At 40.2% G+C, this 17,776-nt stretch carries 12 protein-coding genes; 3 read left to right on the top strand and 9 right to left on the bottom strand.

Annotation, left to right across the window (positions count from 1 at the left end; translation table 11 throughout):
- Positions 1–49 precede the first annotated feature (49 nt).
- From ilvC to ACRD69_RS14095, 7 genes are all read right to left on the bottom strand, one after another.
- Positions 50–1,096, bottom strand: a complete 1,047-nt coding sequence (gene ilvC / locus ACRD69_RS14125; protein WP_430815749.1) for a ketol-acid reductoisomerase — start codon at positions 1,094–1,096, stop codon at positions 50–52.
- Between the two features lie 74 nt (positions 1,097–1,170).
- Positions 1,171–1,713 (bottom strand): acetolactate synthase small subunit, encoded by a 543-nt coding sequence (ilvN, locus tag ACRD69_RS14120; protein ID WP_430815748.1) that lies wholly within the window; start codon positions 1,711–1,713, stop codon positions 1,171–1,173.
- An 88-nt stretch (positions 1,714–1,801) separates the two neighbouring features.
- Positions 1,802–3,535, bottom strand: coding sequence for a biosynthetic-type acetolactate synthase large subunit (gene ilvB / locus ACRD69_RS14115; protein WP_430815747.1), 1,734 nt, complete (start codon positions 3,533–3,535; stop codon positions 1,802–1,804).
- Between the two features lie 99 nt (positions 3,536–3,634).
- Complete coding sequence (gene ilvD, locus ACRD69_RS14110) at positions 3,635–5,464, bottom strand: dihydroxy-acid dehydratase (RefSeq protein ID WP_430815746.1); 1,830 nt, start codon at positions 5,462–5,464, stop codon at positions 3,635–3,637.
- A gap of 498 nt (positions 5,465–5,962) precedes the next feature.
- A complete protein-coding gene (locus ACRD69_RS14105; protein ID WP_430815745.1) occupies positions 5,963–6,733 on the bottom strand; it encodes a peptidase associated/transthyretin-like domain-containing protein in 771 nt (256 codons plus the stop codon).
- A gap of 4 nt (positions 6,734–6,737) precedes the next feature.
- Positions 6,738–7,508, bottom strand: coding sequence for a hypothetical protein (locus tag ACRD69_RS14100; protein ID WP_430815744.1), 771 nt, complete (start codon positions 7,506–7,508; stop codon positions 6,738–6,740).
- 123 nt (positions 7,509–7,631) lie between these two features.
- Positions 7,632–8,399, bottom strand: a complete 768-nt coding sequence (locus tag ACRD69_RS14095; protein WP_430815743.1) for a hypothetical protein — start codon at positions 8,397–8,399, stop codon at positions 7,632–7,634.
- Positions 8,400–8,657: 258 nt separating this feature from the next.
- Here ACRD69_RS14095 and ACRD69_RS14090 point away from each other — a divergent pair, with 258 nt between their 5' ends.
- Both ACRD69_RS14090 and ACRD69_RS14085 read left to right on the top strand, forming a co-directional pair.
- Complete coding sequence (locus ACRD69_RS14090) at positions 8,658–9,473, top strand: 2,3,4,5-tetrahydropyridine-2,6-dicarboxylate N-succinyltransferase (RefSeq protein WP_430815742.1); 816 nt, start codon at positions 8,658–8,660, stop codon at positions 9,471–9,473.
- Between the two features lie 490 nt (positions 9,474–9,963).
- Entirely contained in the window at positions 9,964–12,426 is a 2,463-nt protein-coding gene (locus ACRD69_RS14085; RefSeq protein WP_430815741.1) for a S8 family peptidase, read from the top strand.
- 144 nt (positions 12,427–12,570) lie between these two features.
- Here ACRD69_RS14085 and ACRD69_RS14080 read toward each other — a convergent pair whose 3' ends face one another.
- Complete coding sequence (locus ACRD69_RS14080; RefSeq protein WP_430815740.1) at positions 12,571–13,371, bottom strand: M57 family metalloprotease; 801 nt, start codon at positions 13,369–13,371, stop codon at positions 12,571–12,573.
- A gap of 539 nt (positions 13,372–13,910) precedes the next feature.
- Entirely contained in the window at positions 13,911–15,185 is a 1,275-nt protein-coding gene (locus tag ACRD69_RS14075) for a uracil-xanthine permease family protein (protein ID WP_430815739.1), read from the bottom strand.
- A 367-nt stretch (positions 15,186–15,552) separates the two neighbouring features.
- On the opposite strand from ACRD69_RS14075, the gene ACRD69_RS14070 reads away from it, so the two are divergent.
- Entirely contained in the window at positions 15,553–17,772 is a 2,220-nt protein-coding gene (locus ACRD69_RS14070; RefSeq protein ID WP_430815738.1) for an amino acid permease, read from the top strand.
- Positions 17,773–17,776: the final 4 nt, after the last annotated feature.

The raw sequence follows: 17,776 nt of genomic DNA, 5'->3' as shown, positions 1-17,776 counted from the left end.
TCATCGGATGACATCTATTGTTTTGACTGTCATCCGATGAATAAAAGTATTATTGGTTTTCTGGTCTCAATTTACGGACGGCGGCACCTGCCTGCCACATCTCAGAATCATTAAGCTCCTTCAATTCAGCGTCTAACTTCACACGGTAATCTTCCTGGCTGTTAGAATCAATTGAACGTTGTGCTTCGTTACCGGCAGCAACTTCGGCATATAGTTTTTCAAAAACAGGCTTGGTAGCATCACGGAAAGGCTTCCACCAATCCAAAGCACCACGTTGAGCAGTTGTAGAAGTGTTGGCATACATCCAATCCATACCGTTTTCGGCAACCAAAGGCATAAGGCTTTGTGTCAACTCTTCAACTGTTTCATTGAATGCTTCTGAAGGTGTGTGCCCATTGGCACGCAATACTTCGTACTGAGCGGCAAAAATACCCTGGATACATCCCATTAAAGTTCCACGCTCACCGGTTAAGTCAGAGTATACTTCGCGTTTGAAGTCTGTCTCAAATAAGTAACCTGAACCAACACCAATACCTAGGGCTATAACACGGTCCTTAGCTTTACCGGTAGCATCCTGGAAAATAGCGTATGATGAGTTCAAGCCACGTCCTTCAAGGAACATACGACGTAAAGAAGTACCCGAACCTTTAGGTGCAACAAGAATTACATCCACATCAGCCGGTGGTACAATACCAGTGCGCTCTTTGTAGGTAATACCAAATCCGTGCGAGAAATAAAGGGCCTTACCCGGAGTTAAGTACTTCTTCACAGTATCCCACATCTGGATCTGACCAGCGTCAGAAAGCAAGTATTGGATAATTGTGGCTTTTTCAAGGGCCTCTTCAATCTCGAAAAGTGTTTCACCAGGAACCCAACCATCAGCGATTGCCTTATCCCATGTTTTTGATTCCTTGCGCTGACCAACAATCACGTTAAAACCGTTGTCTTTAAGGTTAAGGGATTGCCCTGGACCTTGCACACCGTAACCAATTACAGCAATCGTTTCGTCTTTTAAAACTTCACGTGCTTTCTCCAATGGGAACTCTTCCCTCATTACAACGTTTTCTTCAACGCCTCCAAAATTAATTTTTGCCATGATTCTATTTGATTAATGTTTATTTTATGTTTTTAGTTTTCAGATCTTTGCCATTGACCATTAATGGCGTCAGACTAGTCTAAAAGACTTTTTTCCTTTTCCAGTTTCTTCAGGTAATTTGAAAGCAGCTCTTCTTTAAGCTTTGTTACTGCAATACGTCCTGAGCGAACAAACTGCTGAACTCCAAAGTGATCGAGCTTTTCAAACAGCTCCTGCGTTTCGCGCTTATGGCCTGTTTTTTCAATTACCGTGTATTCCTTTGTGACCTCCAGGATACGTGCTCCATACTGACGTACAAGTCGCTCAATTTCATTACTGCTTAACAACGACTCTGTTTTTACTTTATATAAAGCCACTTCCTGATGCACAATCTCATCAGCAGTAAATACATAGGCTTTAATAACGTCAATGCGCTTTTCAATTTGCAACAGCAATTTATTGACTTGTTCACGCGATGTAAATACCACAATGGTAAATTTATGGATGCCGGGAATGGCAGATTCTGAAGTCGTCAGGCTTTCAATGTTAATATGACGACGGGTAAACACTGTTGTCACCTGGTTTAAAAGGCCGACGTGGTTTTCAGAATATATGGATAATGTGAATTCTTGTTTCATTGTTTTTAAGTATCAAGATTAAAGTATCAAGAATCAAGACGATTGCCGTCTCAGGTCTTTCGTTTCGTATCTTCTATCTTTTGTCTGTTTATTCAAGGCGAATATCTGAAACCGAGGCACCCGTTGGTACCATTGGGAATACATTACCTTCTTTTTCCACCACAACCTCTAATAAAAAGGCTCCTTTGTGCTCAGCCATGCGTTGAACAGCAGCATCCAGGTTATCTCGCTCCGTTACTTTTTCGGTAGCAATACCATAACCTTTGGCTATTGTCTGAAAATCAGGATTGATCAACTCTGTTGAAGCATAACGCCTGTCAAAGAATAACTCCTGCCACTGACGTACCATACCAAGGAAATTGTTATTCAACAAAATGATCTTAACATCTGCCTGTGTCTGGAAGATAGTTCCCAATTCCTGAATAGTCATCTGGAAACCGCCATCTCCAACAAATAAGCAAACCGGACGATCGGGTTGCCCCAGTTTAGCACCCATGGCTGCAGGTAAACCAAAACCCATGGTTCCCAGTCCGCCAGATGTTACAACACTTCTTGATTGCTTAAACTTAAAATAGCGCGAAGCCATCATCTGGTGCTGACCTACATCAGTTACAACAATCGCATCATCATCGTACTTCTCAGTAACGCGACGTATCACTTCGCCCATTGTTAATCCTTTTTTGACCGGATGTAACTCTGGCTGAATGATCTTTTGATCTTCAATTTTGTCACATGCTTTAAATTCTCCTAACCAGGTTTCATGACTATTTTTTGAAACCATATCAGTGATCATAGGTAATGACTCCTTCACATCACCTAACACCGGCACATCGGCATAGATTATCTTGTTAATCTCAGCAGGGTCGATCTCAAGGTGAACCACTTTGGCATTGGTTGCATATTTCTGAACGTTACCTGTAACACGGTCATCGAAACGCATACCAATAGCGATTATCAGATCAGCTTCATTTGTTTTTACGTTTGGTCCGTAATGTCCGTGCATACCCAGCATACCGACATTTTGCTCAAAATCAGATGGCATGGCTGATAAGCCTAGCAAGGTCCAGGCCGCTGGTATACCCGTTTTCTTCAGGAATTCCATAAGTTCATTTTCAGCACCACCTAAAACAACTCCCTGCCCTACCAATGCCAGAGGCTTTTTAGCCAGATTAATTAATTGAACCGCTTCAGCGACCTTATCTTTTTTAACAGGTGACTTTGGTTTGTAGCTGCGAACCTTATCAACAGGCTTATATTCAAAGTCGAACTGTGCAAATTGTGCATCTTTAGTAATATCTATCAATACAGGGCCGGGGCGTCCTGAACGAGCAATATAAAAGGCTTTTGCAATTGCCTCAGGAATTTCTTCGGCACGCTTTACCTGATAGTTCCATTTGGTGATTGGCTGTGTAATGCCCACCACATCTGTCTCCTGGAAAGCATCTGTTCCCAGTAAAGGCGATGCCACCTGGCCACTGATAACAACTAAAGGTGTAGAATCCACCATTGCATCGGCAATACCAGTTACGGCATTGGTTGCACCTGGTCCACTTGTTACAAAGCAAACGCCAACTTTGCCAGTGACTCGTGCATACCCCTGAGCCGCATGAACAGCACCCTGCTCATGACGTGTTAAGATGTGGTTTAATTTATCCTGATAGTGGTAAAGTGCATCATACACAGGCATAATTGCCCCACCCGGATACCCGAATAACAAATCTACTCCTTCATGCAATAAAGATTGCATTAATGCTTCGGAGCCACTCATGCGTTTCAATTTCGTTTCTTTGGCTTCCATGGTTGTTTGCGTTTGTGTTTCCATTTTTTATAGATTTTCAGACGATGAGATCTTAGACAATGAGATCATTAACATTGTGGTTAACCAAATTGTCTAACTGCCTCTTGCCCATTGGTCTGATTTTTAGTCAATCAATCTGACGGCACCCTGGTCAGCTGCGCTTACCAAACTCGCATAAGCTCTGAGAGCTTTTGATACATATCTTTCGCGATCTGCCGGCTTAAATGCCTTATCTCCTTTTGCTTCTTCCGCTACTCTTCTTTGAACCAGCTCTTCTTCACTGATCTGTAATTCTATTTTGCGATTAGGGATATCAATTAAGATGGGGTCCCCATTTTGTACCAGTGCAATATTACCTCCACCGGCAGCCTCAGGTGACGCATGCCCAATTGATAAACCTGATGTTCCACCAGAAAAGCGTCCATCGGTCAACAAGGCACATTCTTTACCTAAATGCTTCGACTTTAAGTAAGAAGTTGGATATAACATCTCTTGCATTCCCGGTCCTCCTTTAGGCCCTTCGTAACGTATAATAACGACATCACCGGCTTTTACCTCATCAGAGAGGATACCTTCGCAGGCATCATCCTGCGATTCGTATACACGTGCAGTTCCATTGAATGTAAAAATGGACTCATCTACACCAGCTGTTTTAACGATACAGCCTTTTTCGGCCAGATTACCAAAAAGAACGGCCAATCCGCCATCTTTAAAATAAGCGCCTTCAACGCTTCTGATACATCCTTTCTCACGATCCAGATCCAACTCTGCATACTTCGTTTTTTGTGAACCCATGGTCAGGTTTAACATACCGGCAGGAGCACTGCTATACACTTCTTTTGCTTCATCAGATACTGATACTGACATGACATCAAAGGCATCCAATGCTTCCCTCAGGCTGGGGTAATCAACGCGACTCACATCAGTGTGCAATAAACCACCCCTGTTTAACTCGGCCAGGATACCCATGATACCACCAGCACGATTAACATCCTCAATGTGGTAGTTCGAATTAGGTGCCACCTTACACAACACTGGAGTTGTACGCGATAAACGATCAATATCATCCATGGTGAAATTCACCCCTGCTTCATGAGCAATTGCCAGGATATGCAGTACCGTATTGGTTGAACCTCCCATGGCAATATCCAGTGTCATGGCATTTTCAAAAGCTTTAAAACTGGCAATTGAACGAGGCAATACCGATTCGTCACCTTCGCCATAATAGCGATTAGTGATGTCAATGATCATATCGGCAGCTTTTTCAAACAATTGCTTTCGATTAACATGTGTTGCCACTATCGTTCCATTACCCGGTAAAGCCAAGCCGATGGCTTCATTAAGACAGTTCATTGAATTAGCAGTAAACATACCAGAGCAGGAACCGCAGGTAGGGCAAGCATTACGTTCCACCTCATTCACCTCTTCATCAGACACTGAATCATCGGCGGCCATTACCATGGCATCAACCAAATCCAGTGCTTTACCTCCGGCTTTACCTGCTTCCATAGGACCGCCTGATACAAACACGGTTGGAATATTAAGACGCATGGCTGCCATCAACATTCCCGGTGTAATTTTATCGCAATTACTGATACACACCATGGCATCTACTTTATGTGCATTAACCATGTACTCAACACTATCAGCAATTATATCGCGCGATGGCAAGGAATACAACATTCCGTCGTGGCCCATTGCAATACCATCATCAATGGCAATTGTATTAAACTCAGCGGCAAAACATCCGTTTGCTTCGATGCGATGCTTAACCATTTGACCAATGACGTGCAGATGCGCATGGCCCGGCACAAACTGTGTGAACGAGTTAACAACAGCAATTACTGGTTTGCCAAAGTGGCTTTCTTTCATACCATTGGCACGCCAAAGACTCCTGGCTCCTGCCATTCGTCGGCCTTGTGTTGATGTTGCGCTTCTTAGTGTTTTTTGCATTTTTACTTCCGTTTGTATCAAAAAAAAGAGCTTTTCCCGTATGTGTGAGAAAAGCTCTTAGTATCTTATAATCTTTCGTTTATCTACATAGCATTCTCACTCCTCTAGGTTCTAATAATAATGACCACGAGAATAATAATAATATCGAGAATGAGTGATAAATTGAATTTCATCTTGCTCTTTGCTTTTGCGGTGAATCAAATCTCTGATCCACCAATTTTTGCTTTTTACGTTAGCAAATGTAGGATTGATTTTTATAACTCCAAAGAAATAGTCAAAAAAATATCAAATTATTTTACGATTTGATATTTTACCCCTTTTTTATCTTACTGTTTTTTATCCCTCTCTATATATAAGGTATGGTTCGATTTTTTACCAATATATTAAGATTAATTTATCCGATTCTTAAAGCCTGTATTTCTTACACTTACAACCCCTCTTGCCAAATCAACATTTTATCTCCAAGTGTAAGTTCAAATTAAGGAGTGATAAAAGTCATTATTCAGTTACTTTTATGGTATCATTATTTAATGCCAGAAACTCTTCAAAGACCATATTGATGGCTTCCATCATCTTATAATCAGACAGGTCAGGATTAATTTTATGTTTCGTTCGTAGAAAAACCATAAACGAGTCCAGTTCGGCTCCTTCAAGTTTGGTCAGGTATTGCATATTTTTACGTGAAGTCATCTCCCGAAAACGCTCATATCGCTTTTCTTTGGCAGCGAATGCTTCGTACTTCTTTTCAGCGCGAGTCTTGCTACCGCTACCAAAGCCAATACCTACACCAAAGGTTTTTTCCTGCTCTTTCTTTTGCTTCCTGACTTCACGAATATCAACATAAACAGGCATACTTATTCCTTCGGTCGGCATCATATCCATATTGGCAACCATATGCCTGAACGAGGCATACGATTTAAACATCAGCACATCAACAGATCCAAGCTCATATGTCTTTTCTTTTACCACCCAAAGCAATGTATCGTTCAATAGTTGTTCTGTAACAACAAGCATGGTATCCTGATAACCCAAACATCTGAAAAACAGGGTGTCATTCACCATGGTATTTAACTTAAAAATGCCATCCTCCCGGGTTTCCTTCCCAAAACCTGTTTGACTGTTTGCTACGAAAGCAAATGGCACAACAGTGGTACTGTCAGAGTGAACCACTTTTCCAATCAGTAACTGCTTATCGTCACCTTCCTGGGCAATAACTGACATGCTAAAAACAAGCAATGCGAGCAACAGATATATTTTTTCTATTTTCATCTTATCACTTTTCTTTATACGCATTATACAAATCAATTACCTTATACCTGATGCTCAGTGGCGTATCCTTTCGGTTCATCTTTATATTAGCATTGCAATAGATCATAAAGTCCTCTAGCGCATCACCTTCCAGGCCGCTTACCTCAGCCATCAAATGAACAGTTAACATGTTGCGCTGTTTTTCGGTATTTAACAACTTCATGTATCGCCTTTTCCTTCTGTCCGTTTTACTGGTGTAATAATCAATAAAACTGAATGGAGCTACAACAGCCACATATACTGGTGGTGGCTCGTTATAATCGGGTCGTATATCAGCGGGTATCTCAGGCTCCTCACCCAGCTTAATATCTTCAGGCAGCATCAGATCCATTTCTTCACGTTTTGATTTATGGTCTTTTAACCTGTCCATATACGCATTGTAATGGATATTTGAGTTAATGTCAACCTGTTGAATTTGATAGCTGGTTTGTTCAAGGGAAAATATATACATCACATCAGCATCAATAGTTAAGCTGTCAAGATGAAATATACACGGCTCGAAACCCAATGCAATAACTTTAATACTATCATTGGCATCAAGTATTACCCTGAACTCACCCAGCGAATCGGCTGCAAACATATTAAGCTTTTTATAACTGGCTATCTGGGCTAAGGGTATGGCTTGCTGATCTGACTCACGCACAACTTTACCATGGAGCCAAACCTGCTTCTGGGCCTTTAAACCCATTGTTAAACAGCTTATAAAAAAGATATATGCAATCGTTGCTAATTTCATGTTAACGGGTTAGGGAAAGCTAATATAAAACTGAACAATCTGAAGAACAGAAAATTTCAACAAACGGCTAATTATTAACAGGTTTTAACAAATAAGGAGAAAGCAATTTATCTCTAAAAGCACTTAGAGCTTTCTGAATTGTACCATCAAATCCAGTATTTTATAGCGCAGGCTTATTGCAGTATCTTCGGTTGTAACAACAATATTGGCATTACAGTAGGCAATAAAATCATTTAGTTGATCGCCTTTATACCCACATACACCTTCTATCAATTGACGCGTAAGTTTCTTCTGCTGTTTTTCGTAAGTCAGTAGCTTCACCATCTTTCTCTTTCGCTTTTCTGATTTAGCAGTATAATAATAAAGAACAAAAAACGGTTTTTTAATAAAGTCGCTGATTATGGGGCCATCTCTAAATGTAGGTAACACATCAACAGGTATATCGGGCTGACGACCCAGTTGAATGTGTGACGGTAGTTGTAAATCCATTTCCATCTGCTTACTACGCAAAGCTTTTAGCTCCTCAAGATAATCGTTATAGTGTTTATTGGAGTTAATATTCACCTGGTCTATCTGATAGGAAATGGGCTTGAGCAAAAACGAATACATAACATCGGCATCAATGCCCATAGTATCAAGGTAAACAGTTAAAGCCTCATAACCCAAAGCCACAATTTTGATGCTATCACTGGAGTCGAGAATAACTTTAAACTGTCCGAGAGAATCGGCGGCAAACAACTCCATATTTTTATAGCTGGCAATTTGAGCCCGTGGCACAAGTTTCTTATCGAGTTCATTAACCACCTGCCCATGCAGCCACACTTTCTGTTGTTGGGCAAAGCCGCAAGTAACTGATAAAAGATACAATATGAGTAGACAACACTTCTTCATTTGGTAACGTTAGGTTTGAGCAAATTACTATATTTTTACCTGATTTTGTTATTTTTTCAACAAAGCGATATGATTTTAACAGCATTTAACAGCCTCAAACTAAATAGTTAAAACAAAAACCACAGGTAATTTTTTATACTGATATATGATTATTTAGCTCTATTTTTGCACCCTGGATGATGCAAAAACGAGCTTTTTAAATCATTAGACTATATTAAATAATAGCAAATACATAAAAACAAGATAAAAGAATAGCAAATGAGTGATTTGAAAAATATAATTGAAAAAGCATGGGACGACCGCTCAATGCTCAATGATGGAAGCACTGTTGAAGCCATCAAAACAGTAGTGGAAAAACTGGATAAAGGAGAGTTGCGCGTAGCTGAACCAAATGGTGACGACTGGATCGTTAATGAATGGGTTAAGAAAGCGGTTATTCTATACTTCCCAACCCAGAAGATGGAAACCATTGAGGTTGGTCCATTTGAGTTTCACGATAAGATTGCTCTTAAGAAAGATTATGCAGCACAGGGCGTTCGTGTAGTACCTCATGCTGTAGCCCGTTATGGCGCCTTTTTAGAATCTGGTGTTGTAATGATGCCGTCATATGTTAACATCGGTGCCTATGTTTCGTATGGTACCATGGTTGATACATGGGCCACCGTAGGAAGTTGCGCTCAAATTGGTAAAAACGTACACTTAAGTGGTGGTGTTGGAATTGGTGGGGTACTTGAGCCAGTGCAAGCTACACCGGTCATTATTGAAGACGATGCCTTTATCGGTTCTCGCTGTATTGTTGTTGAGGGAGTGCGTGTTGGTAAAGAAGCCGTGTTGGGTGCCAATGTGGTATTAACCGCATCGACTAAAATTATTGATGTAAGTGGCGATGAACCTAAAGAGTACAAAGGCTATGTTCCACCCCGATCTGTTGTTATACCGGGAAGCATTACCAAAAAATTCCCTGCGGGCGAATACCAGGTACCTGCTGCTTTAATTATTGGCCAGCGCAAAGAATCAACCGACAAGAAAACGTCTTTAAACGATGCATTACGCGACAATAATGTAGCTGTGTAACAATACACAAGCATTAATAAACAATTGCTTTATTGAAAGCCTGTACAGACAGGCATAACTCAATAAGCTGAATACTTTAGCTAATAATACTTCAGCCTGACACAATATCGTTTGTGTCAGGTTTTTTTATGGCGATAACTCTCAATTACCTTAGTAAAAGTTCAACAGTTCAGCATATGACCATTGGCTTTTTATCTTATTCGCTTGTATTACATGCAGATGTTTTTAAATTTGGACTTAAATCCAAATTCTAAACTGATTGAATAAAACAATTATTACACCTTGGCCTTTCAAAAGACCCAAAGCACCGTATTTTAATAATTATATTTACAAACTGTGTCTCCTTTTAATTATTGTGCATTTATCATGTGCTTTGAATGCGACAGTGACACAAAAGGCAGAACACCTTTCAAATGATTCTGTTAGCAATAAAATATCACCCCTTCTGCTAACACAGCTAAAAAGCACTGGTAAAAATAACATTAGAATATTGGTTTCATCAAGAAATGCTTTTGAAGAATTTACAAAAAAACTAGCACGCTATCCTGTTAGCTACCTTGGTAACAATATTTATGAGTTACATAATCTCAAGACATCTGACCTTGAGAAATTAATTAATGAAAACAGCGTTTGTTATATTGACGCAGGCAACCGTTTGGCCAAAGAAGAGCGACTGATGGACAATTCCGATCTGTCAATCAATAAAGCAAGCCAGGTCCATCATCTTTATCCCGATATTTCAGGCGAAGGCATAACACTATGTATCAAAGAAGGCCTTTTTGACACCACCGATGTTGATTTTATAAATCGAATTGTACACCTTGAACGAGCCGGTCAAAAGCTATCTTTTCATGCCACATCAATGGCTACACTTGCCGCCGGAGCAGGTAATACTGACCCCAAAGGAAAAGGTGTTGCATGGAAAGCCTCGATCAGCTCATCTTCATACGACAATTTATTACCTGATAATGAAGAGTGGCTTAAAAGCAAAGGTATATCTGTTCAAAATCACTCCTACGGTACCGGCATAGAAAATTATTATGGCATTGAATCAATGGAATATGACTCCCAGACTCTAAGTTACCCTGAAATCGTTCATGTTTTCTCATCAGGTAATTCGGGACTTGAATCACCTGATCATTCTACATATAAAAATATACCTGGCTTCGCTAACCTGACCGGCCAGTTTAAAATGAGCAAAAACATTATTACGGTTGGAGAATTGGATGTCCAGAATCACATTAAGGCAGTAAGCAGTAAAGGACCCGCTTTTGACGGCCGGGTGAAGCCAGAGCTTGTGGCATATGGCGACCTGGGGTCTTCAGAGTCAGCAGCCTTGGTTTCAGGCATATCCGTATTAGTACAGGACGCTTTAAAGAAGCAGAACTTTCAGCTTCCTTCGGCAGAACTGGTCAAAGCTATAATGATCAACAGTGCAAACGACGTGGGCAGACCTGAAGTTGATTTTGAAGCAGGATACGGAAGTGCAGATGCATTGGGTGCAATACAAACCACTATTGAAAAGAGATATCAAACAGGCTCCTTAATAAATAGTCAAGAGTTGCGCCACATAATCTCCATTCCTGATAACATAGCAAAGCTGAAAGTAACCCTTGTTTGGCACGATGCCGAAGCGAAACCCAATACCAACAGAGCCCTTGTAAACGACCTTGACCTCGAATTGACAAGCAGTAATACCGGACAAATTTGGGAACCTTGGATACTCAACCATTACCCTCACATTGATTCATTAAAACAAAATGCTAAACGGGGTAAAGATCACCTAAATAATATTGAACAGATAAGCGTGACCAATCCGAATAAGGGACAATACGAAATCATCATTAAGGGAAGTACTGTTACAACGTCAACACAGACCTATAGCCTTGCATGGGAGTTTGAAGAAGATGGTTTTTACTGGCTAAATCCATTCAACAGAAACACAGCCGAAGCAGCTACACCTATTAGATTAAGCTGGAGTTGGCATGGACCCGGGATCAATGGCGAGCTGCAATACCAGGATATTTCTGAAGGAAAATGGTATTTAATAGATAACGAAATTGACTTGTCGGATGAATATTATGAATGGCTGACACCAGACGAAATAAGGTTAATCAAATTCAGAATGATTTGCGGCAGTGACACTTATGACTCTGATACACTTCTTATTTCACCATGCCTTCAAATGCATACCGGCTTATTCTGCGATAACGAACTTATGCTACACTGGTCACAAGTAGAAAACGCAAGCTCATATCAGGTATACCAGGTGAGCAACACACATATTAAAGCATACAAAGTTATTAGCGATACACTGATATTTATTCCTGAAGAAGACATGAGATACCATCATTATGCCGTTTCTCCGGTTATTGAAGGCCATGCAGGCCGCAGAAGCAGAAGTATAAATTATTTATCCAGTGGTACTGGTTGCTACATCCGTTCCTTTTTTCCACAATCGTATGTAACCGACACAGTTCTGCTTCAGCTAGAACTGGCATCCAACTACCAATTGTCATCAATTACTCTTGAAAGAATGATCAATGGAGCATTTAAGCCCGTACAAAATGTTAATGAGCTCTATGATATCAAGTTTACCTTAGAAGATCCCAGACCAAATCAACGAAACAATACATACAGGGTAAAGCTTCAACGAGAAGATAAAAAAATAATATACAGCGACCCTGTTAATGTTTTTTACAGCCGGCCCGGTAGCCTTTGGATCTACCCTAATCCGGCCCAATCGGGACAGGAAGTTAACCTGATAAATGGCGAAGATGGCTCTGATGAGATTTTGTTATATGACCCTTCCGGACGGCTAATTCGCAGCTATGTTTCCAATTATGGTTTGATCAAATCAATTCCAACAAATGGTTTGAAGCGAGGAATATACATTATGAAAGTAAAAACAGAATCGGGATACCGCAAAACTTGCAAATTAATGATTCAATAACTATTTAAAAAGGTCCGGATATTAGTCCGGACCTTATATATATAGCTCAACGTCTCATTTGATAGTTAATTAGTACTGCCTTAGGCAGCAGGCAAGTATGAGCTGTTATACCTGCCACTTACAAACAGTAACTTCCTTTATATTTTAGTATAGATACTCCAGGGCAGCCTGATCATTTACCGTAAACGGACGATCAGTGCCATCAGAACAAGATAACATCCATGATCTTCTTTCAGGATCAACCGGTGTACCAGGAATATGAACAGCACCTACATCGGAAGGTCCTTCATTGTCATAAGCACCACCACAGCTATACGAACGATCCATATAGTCAGTATGACGAAAACCAATATTATGCCCCATTTCGTGAGCTAATACTGTAGCCAGATAACCTATTTGAGCTTTTCTGAAAGCTCCCGCGTTCATTTCAATTTTGTGGTAAGGCTCTCCATCGGCAGTTGGAAATCCACCCATTCCAAGAATACCGTAACGATTCCACCATTTTGGACCTTCGATGATATTAATATCGCCGTTACTGGCTACCCGTTGGAAGCTAATATTCAGTCCCAGGGTATTATAGCGATTCAGTGCTTCATCTAAAGCAGGACCAAAGTTACTTGGCAATTTACTTGATAAACTAACGGTGATAACCCGTGGCGTGCCGCTTACCAGGTTGTAAGTACGATAATGTTCTTCTGTACCAACACGTAATTTAACATCTTCCGACAGGTCGTTTAAAGCTTCTTCCGTCAATAATATGTCACCTTCTACAATGTATCCTTCATCGCATTTCACCACATCCATTGAACTAAAGCCTAAAGCTTTTATCTGACTTAATACTTCTGTGTTAATTTCTTCTTCATAAACTGGAGTGTCATTCTTTTTACAAGAAGATACAATAAACACCATTGCCAAAGCAACAATAAAAAATCTTAAATTTTTCATTTTTAAAATTTAGGTTAATAATAATACTAAAGGTTTTGGCAGATAAACATCCGGATTGTTACCTGTCATAATTTTTATATAATCGTACAATTACACCTGCAAATGTAAAAACATTTTAATTTATTTTAACCTTTTTGTCATTTTTTGTTAATATTACTCATTGCGCAATACGTAATTCAAAATACAGCATACGCCTTTATTCCAGAACCAGACGAAGCTACACAGGGATCACACACTACAAATAACACACTAAAACATCAAATATCATTTTTGTTTTCATAATTCTTTTCTTTGTTTATTTATTCAGAGTATGTAGTAATATTGCTTATACATTAACACATTCTGATATGTATTACGGAACATGCACAATAGCATCCGTAATTTAACTTCTGGAGTTGATTTGAACGAACGAATGTTGTTAAACCGGCAGAATAGAGGCAGGAAAAAAATTGAGAGTGGACACTGTATAATAAAAAAACCTGGCAAAGGACCACTCCTGCCAGGTTTTCATATATTTTTTGACCGCCTTTAGCGAATCCTTACTTTTTCATTTTAACAGGCTTTGACTGTCCCGGTAAAATCAGGTTAAGAATAACTCCAACAACAGAAGCCAGACCAATACCAGCTAACGAGAATGAACCAAACTCAATGGATGCACCTCCAATACCTACCGTTAAAATAACAGATACAATAACCATATTACGGGTCTTATGGAAATCGGCTTTGGATTCAGTCAATGTTTTAATACCAACACTGGCAATCATACCAAACAGCAATAACATTATACCACCCAGTACCTCTGTAGGTATAGACTTTAAAAAGCCGCTAACCTTACCCACTACTGAGAAAATGATAGCCGAAACAGCGGTAATACGTAACACGCGAGGATTGGTTACTTTAGTTAATTCTATAGCACCAGTCACCTCAGAATAAGTTGTGTTTGGCACACTTCCAACAAGACCAGCAAAAGCAGTTGCAACACCATCACCAAGCATGGTTCTGTTCAAACCTGGATCTTTAATAAAATCTTTTTCAGCAACAGCACCAACAGCGTAAATATCACCAACGTGCTCAATCAAAGGAGCAATTGCAACCGGTATCATAAACAAAATAGCCTGCCAGTTAAATTCAGGCATTGTAAACTCAGGCAAGGCAAACCATGCCGCCTCTTTGATAGGGGTAAAATCAACCACACCCATTACCAAGGATAGAACATACCCTGTAATAATACCAACAAACACAGGTATCAGGCGTAATAGTCCCTTAAAATAAACCACAGCAATAATCGCCGATAATAAAGAAACACCTGAAATAATCCAGTTCCCTTTTGCCATATCAACCCCCACAGAAGCTAATGACAAACCAATAACCATAATTACAGGCCCCACTACAACCGAAGGGAAAATTTGCTTAATAAAACCTACTCCGCGCCACTTGATTAAAAAAGACATGGTTGCATAAACAATTCCCACTGCTACTAAACCAGAAAGTGTACCAGCCCAGCCAAACTTTTCGGTAGCCAGAGTAATAGGTGCTATAAAAGCAAAACTACTACCCAAAAACACAGGCACCTTACCCTTTGTGATCAGGTGAAAAATAAGTGTACCTACCCCTGCTGAGAATAATGCAATAGATGGATTAATGCCCACTAACAATGGAACTAACACGGTGGCTCCAAAGGCCACGAACAAAAACTGTATACCAATAATGACCTGTTTACCAAGGCCTAATGATGATGAAGACTCCTTCATAATGACGATGACGTTATATGTTAAACCCTGCAAAATTAAGAATATCAATGTAATTGTCGCCATCAAAAAGATAATTTAGGCAGTTTCAAAATAAGTTGTGTACAATTGACTGGAAAAAGCAATGATCCTTTTGCATACCAGACTCATGAATATTGCCAAATGACTTGAAAAACTGAAGCTCTTCAGAGCTATTTGGCATCAGTCAGCATAATATGAATGACAGTTTTCCATATTTCCCGACCTGATGAACACTTGTGGTCGTTTATGCCATTTATTACACTAAACTAAAGATGTACAACTCTTTTTTGTGCAAAACAATTAAAAACATTAGGTTTGTTTGAAACTGTTTTAATTTTGCTTGTATGGTATCAACCAAGTGAATTCAATTATACGGGACAAAATAGCTGTTTCATTAGATGACAGATCATATATGACAAAATCATTAACAAATCCGAATGCAGGCTTTGGAGCCATGGCGGTATTTATGACAGCCATCTCAACAATTCTGGGTGCCATATTATTTTTACGATTTGGTTATGCCTTAGCCAATGTTGGCTTGGGAGGGCTTTTAGCCATTATAGTCATAGGCCATATTGTTACAGTGCCTACTGCACTGGCAGTTGCCGAAATTGCAACAAATCAGCGTGTGCAAGGCGGAGGAGCCTACTACATTATATCACGTTCGTTCGGACTTAATATTGGTGGCGCTATCGGTCTGGCTTTGTTTTTATCGCAGGCTGTAAGTGTGGCCTTCTACATCATTGCCTTTGGTGAAGCATTTGACCCTCTGATTCCCTATCTGCCAGTTGAGATGGATCCATTGGTTTTTAAAAAGATAGTTACCCTGGTTCTGATGTCTATACTTTCTGTTGTAGTTGTGCTGAGGGGCGCTAACATTGGAATGAAAGCTTTATATGGTGTTGTGGCACTGTTATTTGTTTCCATCATCTTTTTCCTGATGGGAAAACCCATTTCAGAAGGCATTGAGTTATCGTTTAATAATACTATTTCTAATGGTGACGGATTTTTCGCAGTCTTCACTATTATTTTCCCGGCATTTACAGGCATTGCAGCAGGCCTGGGCTTATCGGGCGACCTGAAAGACCCTAAGAGATCCATACCGAAAGGCACATTGTTAGCCACCATAGTAGGTATGCTCATTTATGTAATTGTTGCCTTTAAACTCGCCTCTTCGGCCACACCTGAGGAAATGCAGAACGATCAGCTTATAATGGCCAAAGTATCAGTTTGGGGACCGATCATACCAATTGGATTAGCAGCTGCCTGTTTATCATCGGCCATTGGCTCTCTTCTTGTTGCTCCACGTACTTTGCAGGCCATCGGCTTTGACTGCATACTACCCTTCGACAACTTTAACAACTGGATAGCTAAAGGGCGTGAAGCCGATAATGAACCCATCAACGGAAGTATCATAACCATCTTTATTGCTTTCTTCTTTATTATCATTGGTGATGTCAACTTTGTTGCTGAAATCATATCAATGTTCTTTATGATCACTTATGGTTTCATCTGTTTGATATCGTTCCTGGAGCATTTTGCGGCCGACCCATCCTATCGTCCAACATTCAAGTATAACAGATGGTATTTTTCATTGATTGGCGCTGTTCTTTCTTTCTGGTTGATGTTCCAGATGAAGTGGACCTATGCAGCCCTGGCATCTTTACTGATGGCTATGACTTACTACTTTATCACTGTTGCCAACCCTGATCGACAAGGTCTTGAGAAATTATTTAAAGGTGTGATCTTCCAGATAAGCCGCCAGATTCAGATTTTTGTTCAGCGCGCCAACAAGGATGAAAAAGATGTTCATTGGCGACCATTTGCCATATGTGTTTCAGAAGATTCATTCAAACGACAGGCGGCCTTTGATCTGCTGCGTTGGGTTTGTTATAAGCATGGATTCGGCACCTATATTCACTTTATCAAAGGTTTCTTAAATAAGGAAACACATATTGAGTCACAGGATGTATTAAAACGGCTGATTCACCAATCGGAAGGCAGTAAAAGCCGTTTGTATCTGGATACGATCATAAGCCCCTCGTACACGTCTGCTATTGCCCAGGTTATCCAGTTATCGGGCATAAGCGGAAAAGGGAACAACCTTATTCTGTTCGAATTTTCACGAAACAACCCCGAGTCGCTAAAACATGCACTCGATAATTACCAGCTATTTGAAGCAACAGGTTTTGATGTTTGCGTGCTTAATTCATCGTACAAAGGCTTTGGCTACAAACGAGAGATCCATGTTTGGATCAGTGCTTTGGATTTCAGAAACGCCAACCTGATGATTTTATTGGCCTATATCATTTCAGGCCACCCTGAATGGCGCAATGCTGTTATCAAAATATTTGCCACATTCCCTGATAGTCAAATTGAAAAGCAACGCAAACGCCTGTTGGAGTTAATACAGGAAGGTCGTTTACCGATCTCTCCGTCCAATGTGAGGTTCCTGTCAATGACCAGTGAGCAAACCACACACGAAGTGATCATGAATCACAGTACTGATGCCGATCTGGCAGTTGTCGGATTCAGACCTGATGCAGTTAAAGAAAATCCGGAAACATTGATTGAGTATGGCGATATGAGCAATATTCTGTTTGTCAACACTTCGCATAAAAAAGACATCTAAGCTG

Origin of the sequence: Carboxylicivirga agarovorans, from assembly GCF_050589845.1 — a bacterium.
Classification (GTDB): Bacteria; Bacteroidota; Bacteroidia; order Bacteroidales; family Marinilabiliaceae; genus Carboxylicivirga; species Carboxylicivirga agarovorans.
Note: the sequence above shows the minus strand (reverse complement) of the source record. Positions and strands in the feature narration are given on the sequence as shown.